Here is a 15911-nt window from a genome sequence, read left to right as displayed (position 1 = left end):
GGAACCACTAGGAGGACCTAGGTGACGAATTCGAGGAGCGAAAAGATCAGGGTACTCGTGCTCGTAACCGGCATGGGCCTCCTGCTGAACGCCTGCGCGGGTGCGAAGGTCGGCGAGACGGCCGCGCCCGCTGCGAGCGGCGGCAGCGCGAAGGCCTGCGGGACGCTCAACCTCGCGATCAACCCGTGGGTGGGCTACGAGGCCAACGCGGCCGTGATCGGCCATGTGGCAGAGAAGAACCTCGGCTGCACGGTCGTGAAGAAGGACCTCAAGGAGGAGGTGGCCTGGCAGGGCTTCGGCACCGGCGAGGTCGACGCGGTCGTGGAGAACTGGGGCCACGACGACCTGAAGAAGAAGTACATCGACGAGCAGAAGACCGCGGTCTCAGCGGGGCCGACCGGCAACAAGGGCGTCATCGGCTGGTACGTGGCGCCATGGATGGCCGAGAAGTACCCGGACATCACCGACTGGAACAACCTCAACAAGTACGCGTCCCTGTTCAAGACCTCCGAGTCCGGCGGCAAGGGCCAGCTCCTCGACGGCGACCCCTCCTTCGTCACCAACGACGAGGCCCTGGTCAAGAACCTCAAGCTGGACTTCAAGGTGGTCTACGCGGGCAGCGAGACCGCGCTGATCACGGCCTTCCGCCAGTCGCAGAAGCAGCAGACACCGCTCATCGGCTACTTCTACGAGCCGCAGTGGTTCCTGTCGGAGCTCAAGCTGGTCAAGGTCAACCTGCCCGCCTACAAGGACGGATGTGACGCCGACGCGGCCAAGGTGGCCTGTGACTACCCGCCGTACGAGCTCGACAAGATCGTGAGCAAGAAGTTCGCCGACTCAGGGAGTCCCGCGTACGACCTGGTCAAGAACTTCACCTGGACCAACGACGACCAGAACCTCGTGGCGAAGTACATCACCGAGGACAAGATGACCGCCGAGGAGGCGGCCGCCAAGTGGGCGGCCGACAACCAGGACAAGGTCAAGGCCTGGCTGCCCAAGAGTTGACGGCGCGGCGAACCGGCCCGACCGCGAAGCGCGGTCGGGCCGGTTCGCGTGTGCCCAGCGCTACGGCCGGAAATTAGACAGAACGCCCCTTGACACCTGCAATCCAGCGAGCGACGCTTGTTGCGGCAAGCGCGTTGGGTTGCATATATCGCAACAACGGAGGTGGCTATGACGGGCTCGAGAGTCGTTGTCATCGGGGCCGGCGTGGTCGGCGCGGCACTCGCCGACGAGCTGTCGGCCCGCGGCTGGACCGACGTCACGGTGGTCGACCAGGGAGACGTGCCCGCCACAGGCGGCTCCTCCTCGCACGCACCCGGTCTGGTGTTCCAGACCAACGGCTCGAAGACGATGACCGAGATGGCCGGCTACACGGTGGAGAAGTTCGTCGAACTGGACAGCTTCCTGCAGGTGGGCGGCCTCGAGGTGGCCACCACCCCCGAACGCCTCGCGGAGCTGCACCGACGCCACGGCTGGGCGGCGGCGTGGGGCCTGGAAGCGCACCTGCTCTCCCCCGCCGAGTGCGTGGCCAAGCACTCGCTCCTGGACCCCGGCAAGGTGCTCGGCGGCCTGTTCGTCCCCACCGACGGCCTGGCCAAAGCGGTCAAGGCGGTCCAGGCGCAGCTCACCAGGGCGATGGAGCGCGGCGTGCGGGTGCTGGCCAGACACGAGGTGCTGGACATCGGAACCGAGGGCGGCCGGGTCACCGCGGTGGTCACCGACCAGGGCGAGATCCCCGCCGATGTGGTGGTCTGCTGCGCCGGCATCTGGGGGCCGCGCGTGGCCAGGATGGCCGGGATGGAGCTGCCGCTCACGCCGCTGGCCCACCAACTGGCGTGGACGGGGCAGGTCCCCGACCTGGCCGGGCAGACCGAGGAGGCGACCAGGCCCATCCTGCGCCACCAGGACGCCGACCTGTACTACCGGGAGCGGTACGACACGCTGGGCATCGGCTACTACGGCCACCGGCCCATGCCGATCAGCCCCGACGACATCCTCTCGGTGGACGCCGCCGAGGTCATGCCGTCGGTGCTGACCTTCACCCCCGACGACTTCGCCGACGCCTGGACCGAGACCCAGAGCCTGCTGCCCTCGACGCAGTCGGCCAAGGTGGAGCAGGGCATCAACGGCCTGTTCTCGTTCACGACCGACCACATGCCGCTGATGGGCGAGTCACGGGAGGTCCAGGGCTTCTGGGTGGCGGAGGCCGTCTGGGTCACCCACTCCGCCGGCGTCGGCAAGGCCATGGCCGAGTGGCTGGTCGACGGCCACTGCTCCTCCTTCGACCTGCACGAATGCGACGTCAACCGGTTCGAGCCGCACCAGCTCGCGCCCGACTACGTGGTGGACCGCGGCTGCCAGAACTACGTCGAGGTCTACGACATCATCCACCCGCTGCAGCCCATGGAGCACCCGCGCCCGCTGCGGACCAGCCCGTTCCACGCCCGTCAGCAGGAGCTCGGCGCGATCTTCCTGGAGGCCTCCGGCTGGGAGCGACCGCAGTGGTACGGCGCCAACGCCCCGCTGCTGCAGGGCCGCGACATCCCCGAGCCCGGCGACTGGGCCGCGCAGTACTGGTCGCCCATCGTGGGCGCGGAGGCGCAGGCCACTCGCGAGTCCGTCGCGATGTACGACATGACCGCGCTCAAGCGCCTGGAGATCAGCGGCCCCGGCGCGGTGGGTTTCCTGCAGTCCCTCGTGACCGGCGACATCGACAAGTCCGTAGGCTCCGTGACGTACTGCCTGCTCCTGGACAGCGACGGCGGCATCCGCAGCGACATCACCGTCGCGCGCCTGGGGCGCGAGCTGTTCCAGGTCGGCGCCAACGGCAACCTCGACCTCGACTGGCTGGACCGGCGGCGGCCGCGTGACGTGCACGTCCGGGACATCACCGCGGGCACCTGCTGCGTGGGCGTGTGGGGGCCGCGCGCCCGCGACCTCGTCCAGCCACTGACCGGCATCGACCTGACCGCGCTGCGCTACTTCCGCGGCGCCCGCGGCTACATCGGCAACGTGCCGGTCACCATGCTGCGCCTGTCGTACGTCGGCGAGCTGGGCTGGGAGATCTACACCACCGCCGACCTGGGACTCAAGCTCTGGGACACGCTCTGGGAGGCCGGCCAGCGGCACGGCGTCATCGCGGGCGGCCGCGGCGCCTTCACCAGCCTGCGCCTGGAAAAGGGCTACCGCTCGTTCGGCACGGACATGACCTTCGAGCACGACCCGTACGAGGCGGGGCTCGGCTTCGCCGTCAAGCTGGACAAGGGCGACTTCGCCGGCCGCGAGGCCCTGCTGGCGCGGAAGGAGTCGGTGCGCCGTCGGCTCGCCTGCCTGCTGACCGACGAGGTGGTCATGGGCAAGGAGCCCGTCTACGACGGCGGCGGCGCCGTCGGCTACGTCACCAGCGCCGCCTACGGATACACCATCGGCAGCGGCATCGCGTACGCCTGGCTGCCCGCCTCCCTGGCGAGCCCCGGCCAGGAGCTGAGCGTCGGCTACTTCGACCGGAAGGTACGCGCCGTCGTCGCCGAGGAACCGCTCTTCGACCCCACCATGCAGCGGCTGCGCGGTTAGGAAAGGACGCACATGATCGACACCCCGCTGGACGTGGTCGACCCGGAGGTCCACGCCGCCATCGGCGACGAGCTGGCCCGCCAGCGCTCGACGCTGGAGATGATCGCCTCGGAGAACTTCGCCCCCGTCGCCGTCATGGCGGCCCAGGGCTCGGTGCTCACCAACAAGTACGCCGAGGGCTACCCCGGCCGGCGCTACTACGGCGGCTGCGAGCACGTGGACGTGATCGAGCAGATCGCCATCGACCGGGTGAAGGTGCTCTTCGGCGCCGCGGCGGCCAACGTGCAGCCCCACTCCGGCGCCCAGGCCAACGCCGCCGCCATGGCCGCGCTGCTCGAACCCGGCGACACCATACTCGGGCTCGACCTGGCCCACGGCGGCCATCTCACCCATGGCATGCGGATCAACTTCTCCGGCCGCCTGTACAACGTGGTCGCCTACCACGTGAACGCGAGCGACCACCTGGTGGACATGGAGGAGGTCGAGCGGCTGGCCCGCGAGCACCGGCCCAAACTGATCATCGCCGGCTGGTCCGCCTACCCCCGCCACCTGGACTTCGCGGCCTTCAGGAGGATCGCCGACGAGGTGGGCGCGTACCTCATGGTGGACATGGCGCACTTCGCCGGACTGGTGGCCGCGGGCCTGCACCCCTCCCCCGTGCCGCACGCCCACGTCGTCACCACCACCACGCACAAGACCCTCGGCGGCCCGCGCGGCGGCGTGATCCTGTCCACGGACGACCTCATCAAGAAGATCAACTCGTCGGTCTTCCCCGGCCAGCAGGGCGGGCCGCTGGAGCACGTCATCGCCGCCAAGGCCGTCGCGTTCAAGATCGCTGCCGAGGACGTGTTCCGCGAACGCCAGCGGCGCACGCTGGAGGGCGCCAAGATCCTGGCGGGCCGGCTGCTCGGGCCCGACGCCGCCGCGGCCGGGGTGAAGGTGCTGACCGGCGGCACCGACGTACACCTCGTCCTGGTCGACCTGCGCGACTCGGAGCTGGACGGAAAGCAGGCCGAGGACCGGCTGCACGCCGCGGGGATCACGGTGAACAGGAACGCGGTGCCGTTCGACCCGCGCCCACCGATGGTCACCTCCGGCCTGCGGATCGGCACGCCGGCGCTGGCCACGCGCGGGTTCGGCCCCGACGACTTCAGCGAGGTGAGCGACATCATCGCGACCGCCCTCACGCCGGACGCCGACCTGGCCTTCCTGCGCGGCAGGGTCGAGGCCCTGGCCGGCAAGCACCCGCTCTACGGGCAGGTCCGATGAGCCCCCGCACGCCGGGCGCCGACCTGCCCGAGCACCCCGACCGGCTGTGGAGCGTGGCCGAGCCCAAGGCGTCCTACGACGTGGTGATCGTCGGAGCCGGCGGGCACGGCCTGGCCACCGCCTACTACCTGGCCAAAAACCACGGCATCACGAACGTCGCCGTGTTGGAGCGCGGCTGGCTCGCGGGCGGCAACATGGCCCGCAACACCACGATCATCCGTTCCAACTACCTGTGGGACGAGAGCGCCGGCATCTACGAGCACGCGCTGAAGCTCTGGGAGGGGCTGGAGGAGGAGCTCGACTACCCGCTGCTGTTCAGCCAGCGCGGCGTGCTCAACCTCGCGCACAGCCTCCAGGACGTCCGCGACAGCGTGCGGCGGGTCGAGGCCAACCGGCTCAACGGCGTGGACGCCGAATGGCTGGACCCCCAGCAGGTGAAGGAGGTCTGCCCGATCGTCAACGTCTCCCCCGACGTCCGCTACCCGGTGCTGGGCGGCACCTTCCAGCCCAGGGCCGGGATCGCCAAGCACGACCATGTGGCGTGGGGCCTGGCCAGGGCGGCCGCGGCGCTCGGCGTGGAGTTCATCGAGCACTGCGAGGTCACCGGGCTGCGGGTGAGCGAGGGCCGGGTGACCGGCGTGGAGACCAGCCGCGGCACGATCGCGGCGGGCCGGGTGGCGCTGTGCGCCGCCGGTCACACCTCGGTCGTGGCCGCCACGGCGGGGATCGACCTGCCGCTGCAGAGCCACCCCCTCCAGGCGCTGGTCTCCGAGCTGCTGGAGCCCGTGCACCCCACCGTCGTCATGTCCAACGCCGTGCACGTGTACGTCAGCCAGGCGCACAAGGGCGAGCTGGTCATGGGGGCGGGCATCGACGCGGCCAACTCCTACCGCCAGCGCGGCGCCTTCCACATCATCGAACAGCAGATGGCCGCGGCCCTGGAGCTGTTCCCCGTCTTCGCCCGGGCGCACGTGCTGCGTACCTGGGGCGGCGTGGTGGACGTCTCACCGGACGCCTCACCGATCATGGGCCTGACCCCGGTCGAGGGCCTCTACCTCAACTGCGGCTGGGGCACCGGCGGCTTCAAGGCGACACCGGGCGTGGGCTGGTGCTTCGCCCACACCGTGGCCAACGACGAGCCGCACCCCCTCAACGCTCCCTTCTCCCTTGACCGATTCGTCACCGGGGCGCTCGTCGACGAGCACGGCGCCGCCGCGGTCGCGCACTGAGGAACGCCACGATGCTGCTGATCCCCTGTCCCTGGTGCGGCCCTCGAGATGAGGCCGAGTTCCACTACGGCGGCCAGGCCCACGTCGCCTACCCGGAGGACCCGGGTGCGCTCTCCGACGAGGAGTGGGCCCGCTACCTGTTCTTCCGTGACAACCCCAAGGGGTCGTTCGCCGAGCGGTGGAGCCACTCCGCGGGCTGCCGCCGCTGGTTCAACGCCGTACGCGACACCGCCACGAACGAGATCCACGCCGTCTACCGGGTGGGCGAACGCCGGCCGGTGACGCCGTGAGGCGCGAGACCGGCGGACGCGTCGACCGCGCCCGCACGCTCCGCTTCCGCTTCGACGGCCGCGACTACACGGGACACCCCGGCGACACGCTCGCCTCGGCGCTGCTGGCCAATGGTGTGCGCCAGGTCGCGACGAGCGTCAAGCTCGGCCGCCCGCGCGGGATCGTCGCCGCGGGCAGCGAGGAGCCCAGCGCGCTGGTGCAGATCGAGGAGCCGTTCCCCGAGCCCATGCTGACGGCGACCACCGTCGAGCTGTACGACGGCCTGGTCGCGAGCGGGCTGCCCGGCCAGGGCCGCCTGGCCGCCGAGCCCGACCCGGCCCGCTACGACGCCATCCACGCCCACTGCGACGTGCTGGTGGTGGGCGCGGGCCCCGCCGGGCTGTCCGCGGCCCGGGCGGCAGCGCGCACCGGCGCCCGCGTGATCCTCGCCGACGAGCAGCCCGAGCCCGGCGGCAGCCTGCTCGGCACGGCCGAGCAGCTGGCGGGCCTGCCGGCCGCCGAATGGGCCGGGGCGGTCGCGGCGGAGCTGGCGGGCCTGCCCGAGGTCACGGTGCTGCCGCGCACCACGGTCTTCGGCTATTACGACGACAACTACCTCATCGCCGTCGAACGGCGCACCAACCACCTCGGCGGGGCAGCGCCCGCGCATGTGGCCAGGGAGCGCGTGTGGCGCATCAGGGCGCGGCGGGTCGTGCTGGCCACCGGCGCGCACGAGCGGCCGATCGCCTTCGCGGGCAACGACCTGCCCGGCGTGATGCTGGCGGGCGCGGCGCGGACGTACGTCAACCGGTACGGCGTGCTGCCCGGGAGCCGGGCGGTGGTGTTCACGACCGGCGACAGCGCCTACGCGGCCGCGTTGGACCTCGCCGGTGCGGGCGTGGACGTGGTGGCCATCGCGGACGTGCGGCCGGCGCCCGGCGCGGGCTGGGCCGAGCGGGCGCGCGAGGCCGGCATCGAGGTGCTGACCGGGCACGTGGTGACGGCCGCCGCCGGGGACGGGCAGGTCTCCTCGGTCCTGGTGGGGCGGCGTCCGGACAACGGCGCGGTCGCCGCGGGCGAGCGGTCGTTCGACGCCGACTTGCTGCTGGTCTCCGGGGGCTGGAACCCGGTGGTGCACTTGTTCAGCCAGTCGGGCGGGACGCTCCGCTACGACGAGGCGCTGGGCACGCTGGTGCCCGGCGCGTCCCGGCAGGCGGTGGAGGTGGCAGGCGCGGCCAGGGGGGTGTTCACGCTGGCCGGATGCCTGGAGGACGGCGCGAGCGGCGGTGGCGGCCCGGCCTCGGCCACCGGCGAGCCGTACTGGCTGGTGCCCGCCACGGACTACGGTGCCCACTTCGTCGACCTGCAGCGGGACGTGACCGTGGCCGACGTGCTGCGGGCGACTGGCGCGGGGCTGCGCTCGGTCGAGCACGTCAAGCGCTACACCACCGCGGGCACGGCCCACGACCAGGGCAAGACCTCCGGCCTGCTGACCACGGCCGTCATGGCGCACGCACTGGGCGTCCCGGTGAGCGAGCTGGGCAGCACGACGTTCCGCGCGCCGTACACGCCGGTGAGCTTCGCGGCGCTGGCCGGGCGCGACCGCGGCCTGCTGCACGACCCGATCCGGGTCACCGCGCTGCACGAGTGGCACGTCGCCCACGGCGCGCTGTTCGAGAACGTCGGCCAGTGGAAGCGGCCGTGGTACTACCCACGGCCCGGCGAGGACATGGAGAGCGCGGTCCTGCGCGAGTGCCGGGCGGCGCGGGAGGGCGTGGCGGCGATGGACGCCTCCACGCTCGGCAAGATCGACGTGATCGGGCCCGACGCGGCGGAGTTCCTCGACCGGCTGTACACGAACATGATGAGCACGCTGGCCGTCGGCGCCATCAGGTACGGCGTGATGTGCCGGGCCGACGGCATGATCTTCGATGACGGCACCGTCATCAGGCTCGCCGGGGACCACTTCCTCGTCACCACCACCACCGGCAACGCCGCAGCCGTTCTCGACTGGATGGAGGAGTGGCTGCAGACCGAGTGGCCATGGCTGCGGGTGCACCTCACGTCGGTCACCGAGCAGTGGGCCACGGTGGCGCTGGTCGGTCCAGGATCGCGCGAGGTGCTGGCGGGGCTCGCCTCCGGGCTGGCCGTCGGCGCGGCCGACTTCCCCTTCATGACCTGGCGGGAGGCGGAGGTGGCGGGGATACCCGCGCGGGTGTGCCGGATCAGCTTCTCGGGCGAGCTGGCCTACGAGATCAACGTGACCTCGTGGGAGGGTCTGGACCTGTGGGAGGCCATCATGGACACCGGGGTCGTCACACCGTACGGGACCGAGACCATGCATGTGCTGCGGGCCGAGAAGGGCTACCCGATCGTCGGACAGGACAGCGACGGCACGGTCACGCCGCAGGACCTGGGCATGTCATGGGTGGTGTCGAAGAAGAAGGCCGACTTCGTCGGCAAGCGCTCGTTCGCCCGGGCCGACACGGCGCGCGCGGACCGCAAGCACCTCGTCGGGCTGCTCCCTGAGGACCCCGGTCTGCTGCTGCCCGAGGGGACGCACGTGGTGGAGTTCTCCAGCCTGCCTGAGCCGCCCGTGCCGATGCTCGGGCACGTGACCTCGAGTTACCGCAGCGCCGCGCTGGGCCGCACGTTCGCGCTGGCGCTGGTCAGCGGCGGGCAGGGACGAGTCGGCGAACGGCTCTACGCGCCGGTCGGCGACGCCCTGGTGCCCGTCACCGTGACCTCTCACGTCCTGTACGACCCGGAAGGAGCGCGCCGCGATGGCTGAGCGCAGGAGTCCGGCCGCGGCCTTCGCCGACCGGTTCGCGACCGCGTCCAAGAGCGAGGTGCTGACGCTGGCGGAAATCCCCTTTCTCCGCCAGATCAACGTGCGTGTGGCCCCGGAGAGCCCGGCCGCGGCGGACCTCGGGGCGGCGCTCGGCGTCGCGCTGCCCGTCACGCCGGGCACCGCCGCGCGGTCGGGCGAAGTGACGGTGGCCTGGCTCGGACCCGACGAGTGGCTGGTGATCGGCCCCGAGGGGTACGAGGCCGGGCCGCTGCGCGAAGCCCTCGGCGACCGGCACGGGTCCGTGGTGGACGTGTCGGCGCAGCGCACCACCCTGCTGGTCGGCGGCCCTCGGGCACGCGACCTGCTGGCCCACGGCTGCACTGTCGACCTGCACCCTTCGGTGTTCGGCCCGGGCGCGTGCGCGCAGACCATGCTGGCGCGGGCCCAGGTCGTGCTGCTGCCCCAGCAGGAGGGGTTCCTGGTGCTCGTACGCTCATCGTTCGCGGCCTACCTGGCCGAGTGGCTGCTGGACGCGGCGACGGAATACGTGACATGAGCATCGGAGTCTTCGACCTGTTCAAGATCGGCATCGGCCCCTCCAGCTCGCACACGGGCGGACCGATGGCGGCCGCGCACAAGTTCGCGCGTGGCCTGCACGAGGACGGCCTGCTGCCGCGCGTGGCGCGCGTCGAGGCCATCCTGTACGGCTCGCTCGGCCTGACCGGCAAGGGCCACGGCAGCGACAAGGCCGTCCTGCTGGGCCTGTCGGGCGAGAAGCCCGAGCTCGTGGACGTGGACACGATCGACGACCGCCTGGCCGCGATGCGCGCCTCGGGCACCGTCAACCTCTACGGCACCCACGAGATCCCCTTCGTCGTCGGCCAGGACCTCATCTTCGAACGCAAGATCTCCCTGCCCGAGCACCCGAACGGCATGCGCTTCACCGCGTACACCGCCTCCGGCGAGAAGCTGCGTGAGAAGGTCTACTTCTCGGTCGGCGGCGGCTTCGTCGTGGACGAGAACGCCACCGGCGCCGACCGCATCAAGCCGGACGACACCGTCCTGCCCTACCCCTTCACCACCGGCGAGGAGCTGCTCAAGCACTGCGCCACCACGGGCTTGTCGATCTCCGGGCTGATGTTGGAGAACGAGAAGGCCTTCGGCCGCACCGAGGCGGAGATCCGCGCCCGGATCCTGGACCTGTGGCGGGTCATGTCAGAGTGTGTGAACCGCGGGATCTCCCGGGAGGGCATGCTGCCCGGCGGGTTACGCGTCAAGCGCCGCGCGCACGGGCTGCACCGGCGGCTGCGCAGCGAGTCTCCGGAGAAGGATCCGCTGCAGGCCATGGACTGGGTGTCGTTGTTCGCGCTGGCGGTCAACGAGGAGAACGCGGCGGGCGGCCGCATCGTGACCGCGCCGACGAACGGCGCGGCCGGCATCATCCCCGCCGTGCTGACCTATTACACGCGCTTCGTGCCGCGGGCGGACGACGAGGGCGTGGTCCGCTTCCTGCTGACGGCGGCGGCGATCGGCGTGCTGATCAAGGAGAACGCCTCGATCTCGGGTGCTGAGGTGGGCTGCCAGGGCGAGGTCGGCTCGGCCTGCGCCATGGCCGCCGCCGGGCTCACCGAGGTGCTCGGCGGCACGCCCGAGCAAGTGGAGAACGCGGCCGAGATCGGCATCGAGCACAACCTGGGGCTGACCTGCGACCCGATCGGCGGGCTGGTGCAGATCCCGTGCATCGAACGCAACGCGGTCGCCTCCATCAAGGCCATCACCGCGGCCAGGATCGCCCTGCGCGGCGACGGCCGCCACTTCGTCCCGCTGGACAAGGCGATCAAGACGATGAGGGACACCGGCAGGGACATGCTGGACAAGTACAAGGAGACCTCCCGCGGCGGACTCGCGGTCAACGTCATCGAGTGCTAGGCCGACGCCTCGCTGTGGGCGGCGAGGTGAGATGCTGCGCTGCCCACCGTCCGGTAGGTGTGATGGGGCCCGCGAGCCGGGAGCGAATTTCCAGGTAGCGCAGCTCCTGCTAACACGGTGGAAACACCCGTGTCGGAATGCTGACTGCCATGAGTTCCCGAGCTCCCCGGACTCCGCATTCCCTGTTGTCTTTCTTATCCGGTCTCGGGTAGTCCGGCCGTGCCGGCCAAGCCCGGGGAGCGGTGGCGTACGACGCTGGGATCGGTCGTGGCCGCGCTCGCGCCGCTGATCGTCCTCACGTCGAGCATCCCCCTGCCCGACCCCGTTCCCCTCACCGCCATCCCCGTCGCCATGACCGCGACCGCGACCGCGGTCCCGGTCCCGGTGTCGGCGAAGGAGCCGGAGCGGTCACCCAAGCCGAAGCCGTCGTCGTACAAGAAGGCGTTGACCCACTCACTGAACGACCTCCCTGGCCGATTCGCGGTGACGGCACACGATCTGTCCACCGGACGGTCCTACTCCTACAACCGCGGGCTCAGAACGGCCACGGCCAGCATCGTCAAGGTGGACATTGTGATGGCGCTGCTGCTCAGGGCCCAGCGCCAGCGCCGCAGCCTCAGCGGCTGGGAGCGGCGCGCGGCCGCGCGGGCCATCAAGGTCAGCGACAACGCCGCCGCCTCGGCGCTGTGGTCGGCCATCGGCGGCGCGTCGGGTCTGGCCGCCGCCAACAAGAAGTTCGGGCTGCGGGAGACGCATCCGGGGCCGGGCGGGGCGTGGGGCGCGACCACCACCAGCGCCGCCGACCAGGTCCGGCTGCTGCGCGCGCTCACCTCGCCCAAGAGCCCTCTTTCCCCGAAGAACCGCAGGTACGTGCTGGGCCTGATGGGCGACGTGGCGCCCGAGCAGTCGTGGGGCGTCAGCGCGTCGGGGCGGGCGGACGTGGCGCTCAAGAACGGCTGGCTGCCGCGCGCACGGCACGGAGGACTGTGGACGGTCAACAGCATCGGGCGGGTGCGGGATCGCGGGCACACGTTCCTGATCGCGGTGATCTCCGAGCGGCACGGATCGATGGGCGCCGGTGTCAGAACGGTGGAGCGGGTCAGCAAGCTCGTCACCAAAGTCTTGGCCGAGGGCTAACAGCACTGCCATAAGAAGCGGCCCTCCTGCTCGTCCGGGCTGAGGAAGCCGTAGCCGACCCCCACGTCGCCGAAGTTGACGTGGTTGCCCAGAGGCCCTGCCGAGTCGAGCTGGAACAGGAAGTCCCACCCGCCGCGAGGGTATTCCTCGGACTGCAGCCACGTCGGGAACCCACCGATGCGGCTGTCATAGACGTCGTCGAGCTCGCCAAGATTGGTCACGTCGAACTCGACGACGTGTTCGCAGATGGCCGGGCCGCTGGCGTCGGCGCCCACCTCGACGAACGGCGGCACCCGGCCAGGCTGGACGATCAGCGCGTTCTCTCCGGCCTCGCTCTCGTAGGTGCAGTCGATGTCCTCGCCCGTCATGAACAGGTACGCCATCCGCGGCTCCGGGCCGGGGAGCCGGAACTGGCCGATGAACGTCATCGGCCGCTCCAGCCGCCGTGACAGCGGCCACTGCGGCTCGCTCACCCACACCGGCGCGCCACCGAGCTTGGTCACGTGCCCGCGAATCGGCTCCTCAGCGGGAATGAGCAGGAGCCGGTACGACGGGTTCTCGATCGTCATGTCGGGCACCCTAGCCATCGCGGCCGACATCGCCAGGCCTCAAATGGCGTGACTCCCTTACTGCTATCTGGCGCCGATGGACAAGGGTGGTGCGGGCGGCTTGGCCGTTCCCGGACGACGAGGACCTCGGACGCGGCGCGATCGACGTTAAGATCGAGAACGACCTGGCGGAACAGAGCCGGAACAAGAAGGAAGCATGGCCCCTAAGCGCCTGGTCAGAGGGCTGAAGGTGACGAGTCGGCCTGTAGGCAGGGTTCTAATTTGGCATGATCGTGACCTGCGATGGATTACGCGAAACATCGTTTGAACTGCGGAAACGCTATGGTCGCTTGACGTTGCTTGACGTTATCTTGCGATGCGATGTGCCCTGGATGTGCCCTGTCGCGAGTTACTGAGGGCGGCTAGTGACCACTTGCTTGTAAGAGTAGCTATTGGATCACTGGAGCTGGCGTTTTCGCTGCTCAGGTCTACATTCCGTGTGCACTCATGTGCATGGCCGCGCTGCGATGGGCGTCCCCCATGTCACTCGGTTTGTCACTCAACATCTCCATGCCCCGAGCGTCAGAAACCCCTTCTTGACCTGTCCAAGCTCCCGCGATAGGACTCAAACCGCCGCACAGGTCCTGTCCGGCGTCCTCACCAAGGGCAGGACGCGCGGCGTCGGCGAACCGCGAGGGGGCCCGACATACCGCCGATATACCAGCGGGATATAGCGTTCCACGGCGTTGATCGCACGAGGAGCTCTATGAACCACGTTCCGCCTCACCCACCTCGCCGGCAGCCCTGGGGCGCGCAGTCGTACGGTCAGCCTCCGATACGCAAGCGCAATCGCACGGCAGGCCGCAGCGTCGAAGACGTCATTTTGATTGTGGTCATGCTGGTCGCCGCCGGCGTCCTGATGGTCGCCGGCATCGTGATATGGGAATTTGATGATGGCCCCAGAGGGACCGGCGGTTACCGGGCATGGTCGGCGGCTGCGGAGAAACTGGGCATCGCCGACGTCAAGGTGAAGACGGTCGCCGCTTTGGGCAAGGGAGCGCTGGCGTCGAACCAGGGGGAGGCCTGGTTCACGCAGACGCATTTCGTGCACAGGAAGTCCGGCAAGGTCGTCTCCTACGAGATCGCCACGGGGAAGATCGCCTGGGAGTACCGCTTGCCGTCCGACGACCGCTGTCCGAGCTCGGCCGAGCAAGTGGATGGCCGGGTGGTGATCACGACCGGGGGCGGTTCCAGGATCGACTGCGCGACCCTGACCCTCCTGGATATCGGCACCGGCAAGAAGGTCTGGCAGACCGAGCTCCCCAGCTCCGGTCCGCGGCCCGCCAAGTACGACGCGCCGGTTGTCCACGGGAAAAGGGTCGCGATCAGCGCGGGGCGGGGCTACTACCTCCTCGACCTGGCGACGGGGGTGCCGGAAACGGTCGAATCCACGCAGGGCTGCCGGGGATTCCGCTTCACTGTCGTCGACGGGCTCCTGCTGGCCAGACGCGTCTGCCCAGCGACCGGCGACGGGCTCGAGGCGTTCGGTGAGGCGGGTGAGAGTGTGTGGCAGTGGTCGTTGCCGCAGGCGCAGGGCAAAGGCGAGAACTGGCCGAAGCTCGCGCAGGTGCTCTCCGCCGATCCGCTCGTCGTCATGGTCACCCTCGACCCGAGCAGTCGCGACGCGGAGATCTGGAAGGTCGATCGGGAGTTCGGTAGGCAGACCACGGTGTGGAAGGGAACCGACGGCGACACCTCGCCCTGCGACCCGCACGCCCCCGGCCTGCGTCACTGCCCGCGCGGCGCCATTATCGGTGAGAAGCTCGTCCTGCACACCGGACGCGCCGAGATCGACCCATCCGCTGAGAAGCACGAGGGAACTCACGATCATGCCAATACCCACGGGGAACTGTTCGCCGTGGACCTGGAGACGGGCAAGACGGTCTGGACCACCCCGGTGATACAGAACCGGACGCTCGGCGTGATCACGGTCGCCGACGGGAAGATCATCGCTTACCAGGAAGCCCTGCCTCCGCAGACTCTGCTGAGAAGAAGCCGCAAGACATGGGCGGGCGTGCCGGGGCTGGTGGTCGCCATCGACCCCGCCACCGGCAGGGACACCCCGCTCATGGCCCTGCCCTCCGACTCGACCACATCCCTGCGCAATCTGACCGGCACCTCCTCCTTCGGACACCTCGGCACCAGCGCGCTCTGGGACGGCAAGCGCCTGGCCCTCTACAACAAGAGGTCGTACGCGATCGGGCCCACCCTGGACGCGGTCGTCTTCGAGTGATCAGCGGGGGCCGAGGGCCATTCTGGGACGACCTTCGAACGCGATCCGTACCGGAATGACAAATGCATTCGCTCGGTACTGCCGGGTGGAGCGGGCGACAGTCGCCGACGAGTCGGTCTGCTGGGTGTGGTCGATGAGGACCTCGGGCTCCATCGAGACCGTGGATGCTGACTTCGGCAACGGAGATCAAACTGGGTAGTGGCTCCCGGAACGGCTCAGGCCCCCTATCCTTGATCTAGGAAGAGGGTCTGAGCTGCGTGTTCTTCAGTTCTACCAAAGCTCCCGCGATAGGACTCGAACCAGCTGCCCGCCGTTTGGATCAGTTCATGCGGATCCGGATGCGAGGTCAGCCCGTTCGTCTGAGTTCGCATCCGGTCCGGCTCGTTCAGCGCCGCGTGGCTCGGTACCTGTCAAGATCTTTGAGACAGCTTCCTGCTATTTGGACGCTATGAGCGCTTGTGGGGTTGGCGGGTTGATCCACGCGGCGGTGGGGAGCGGTGGCGGACTCGGCGGGCTGCCGAACCGCGTGGGATTGGCCGCGTAGGCATCCGCCAGAACCTTGGCCCGCTGTTGCTGGATCTGCTCGGCCTGGCCGAAGTAGACCGAGGCCGGTGTGTGCAGGCCGAGCCCGGAATGGCGATGCTCGTGCCGGTAGTAGTCGAAGAAGTCAGTGCAGAAGGCTCGGGCGTGCTCGATCGAGTCGAAGAACTCGGGGAAGTCGAAGCGGTACTTCAGTGTCTTGAACTGCGCCTCGGAGTAGGGATTGTCGTTGGAGACGCGCGGCCGCGAATGCGAGCGCTGCACCCCGAGATCGACCAGGAGCTGGACGACGTTCTTCGAGGTCATCGATGGTCCTCGGTCGGCGTGGA

At 69.7% G+C, this 15911-nt stretch carries 12 protein-coding genes; 10 read left to right on the top strand and 2 right to left on the bottom strand.

Annotated features, from left to right (window positions below):
• Window positions 1-21 precede the first annotated feature (21 nt).
• From ACTWPT_RS10105 to ACTWPT_RS10065, 9 genes are all read left to right on the top strand, one after another.
• On the top strand, window positions 22-1005 hold the full coding sequence (locus ACTWPT_RS10105; protein WP_443177017.1) for an ABC transporter substrate-binding protein: 984 nt from the start codon (window positions 22-24) through the stop codon (window positions 1003-1005).
• Window positions 1006-1173: 168 nt separating this feature from the next.
• Window positions 1174-3576, top strand: coding sequence for a GcvT family protein (locus ACTWPT_RS10100; RefSeq protein ID WP_443177016.1), 2403 nt, complete (start codon window positions 1174-1176; stop codon window positions 3574-3576).
• A 12-nt stretch (window positions 3577-3588) separates the two neighbouring features.
• Window positions 3589-4845: a serine hydroxymethyltransferase gene (gene glyA / locus ACTWPT_RS10095; protein ID WP_443177015.1), complete on the top strand. Its 1257-nt coding sequence runs from the start codon at window positions 3589-3591 to the stop codon at window positions 4843-4845.
• Complete coding sequence (locus ACTWPT_RS10090) at window positions 4842-6074, top strand: sarcosine oxidase subunit beta family protein (RefSeq protein ID WP_443177014.1); 1233 nt, start codon at window positions 4842-4844, stop codon at window positions 6072-6074. The genes glyA and ACTWPT_RS10090 overlap by 4 nt, the downstream gene beginning before the upstream one ends.
• Window positions 6075-6085: 11 nt before the next feature.
• Window positions 6086-6364 (top strand): sarcosine oxidase subunit delta, encoded by a 279-nt coding sequence (locus ACTWPT_RS10085; RefSeq protein WP_443177013.1) that lies wholly within the window; start codon window positions 6086-6088, stop codon window positions 6362-6364.
• A complete protein-coding gene (locus ACTWPT_RS10080; protein WP_443177012.1) occupies window positions 6361-9135 on the top strand; it encodes an FAD-dependent oxidoreductase in 2775 nt (924 codons plus the stop codon). Before ACTWPT_RS10085 ends, ACTWPT_RS10080 begins: the two co-directional genes overlap by 4 nt.
• Window positions 9128-9691, top strand: coding sequence for a sarcosine oxidase subunit gamma (locus ACTWPT_RS10075; RefSeq protein WP_443177011.1), 564 nt, complete (start codon window positions 9128-9130; stop codon window positions 9689-9691). The genes ACTWPT_RS10080 and ACTWPT_RS10075 overlap by 8 nt, the downstream gene beginning before the upstream one ends.
• The gene (locus tag ACTWPT_RS10070) at window positions 9688-11064 is read left to right on the top strand and encodes an L-serine ammonia-lyase (RefSeq protein ID WP_443177010.1); all 1377 of its coding nucleotides are present in this window, start codon (window positions 9688-9690) and stop codon (window positions 11062-11064) included. The genes ACTWPT_RS10075 and ACTWPT_RS10070 overlap by 4 nt, the downstream gene beginning before the upstream one ends.
• 219 nt (window positions 11065-11283) lie before the next feature.
• Window positions 11284-12201 (top strand): serine hydrolase, encoded by a 918-nt coding sequence (locus ACTWPT_RS10065; RefSeq protein WP_443177009.1) that lies wholly within the window; start codon window positions 11284-11286, stop codon window positions 12199-12201.
• Here the strand turns inward: ACTWPT_RS10065 and ACTWPT_RS10060 are convergent.
• Entirely contained in the window at window positions 12198-12770 is a 573-nt protein-coding gene (locus ACTWPT_RS10060; RefSeq protein WP_443177008.1) for a hypothetical protein, read from the bottom strand. The genes ACTWPT_RS10065 and ACTWPT_RS10060 overlap by 4 nt on opposite strands.
• 874 nt (window positions 12771-13644) lie before the next feature.
• Between ACTWPT_RS10060 and ACTWPT_RS10055 the strand changes: the two genes are divergently transcribed.
• Window positions 13645-15042, top strand: coding sequence for an outer membrane protein assembly factor BamB family protein (locus ACTWPT_RS10055; RefSeq protein WP_443177007.1), 1398 nt, complete (start codon window positions 13645-13647; stop codon window positions 15040-15042).
• 435 nt (window positions 15043-15477) lie between these two features.
• Here ACTWPT_RS10055 and ACTWPT_RS10050 read toward each other — a convergent pair.
• Window positions 15478-15911: transposase (locus ACTWPT_RS10050; RefSeq protein WP_443177006.1), on the bottom strand; the 434-nt coding region annotated here is incomplete at its 5' end.

The organism is Nonomuraea sp. 3N208 (assembly GCF_052245935.1).
Taxonomy (GTDB): Bacteria; Actinomycetota; Actinomycetes; order Streptosporangiales; family Streptosporangiaceae; genus Nonomuraea.
Note: the sequence above shows the minus strand (reverse complement) of the source record. Positions and strands in the feature narration are given on the sequence as shown.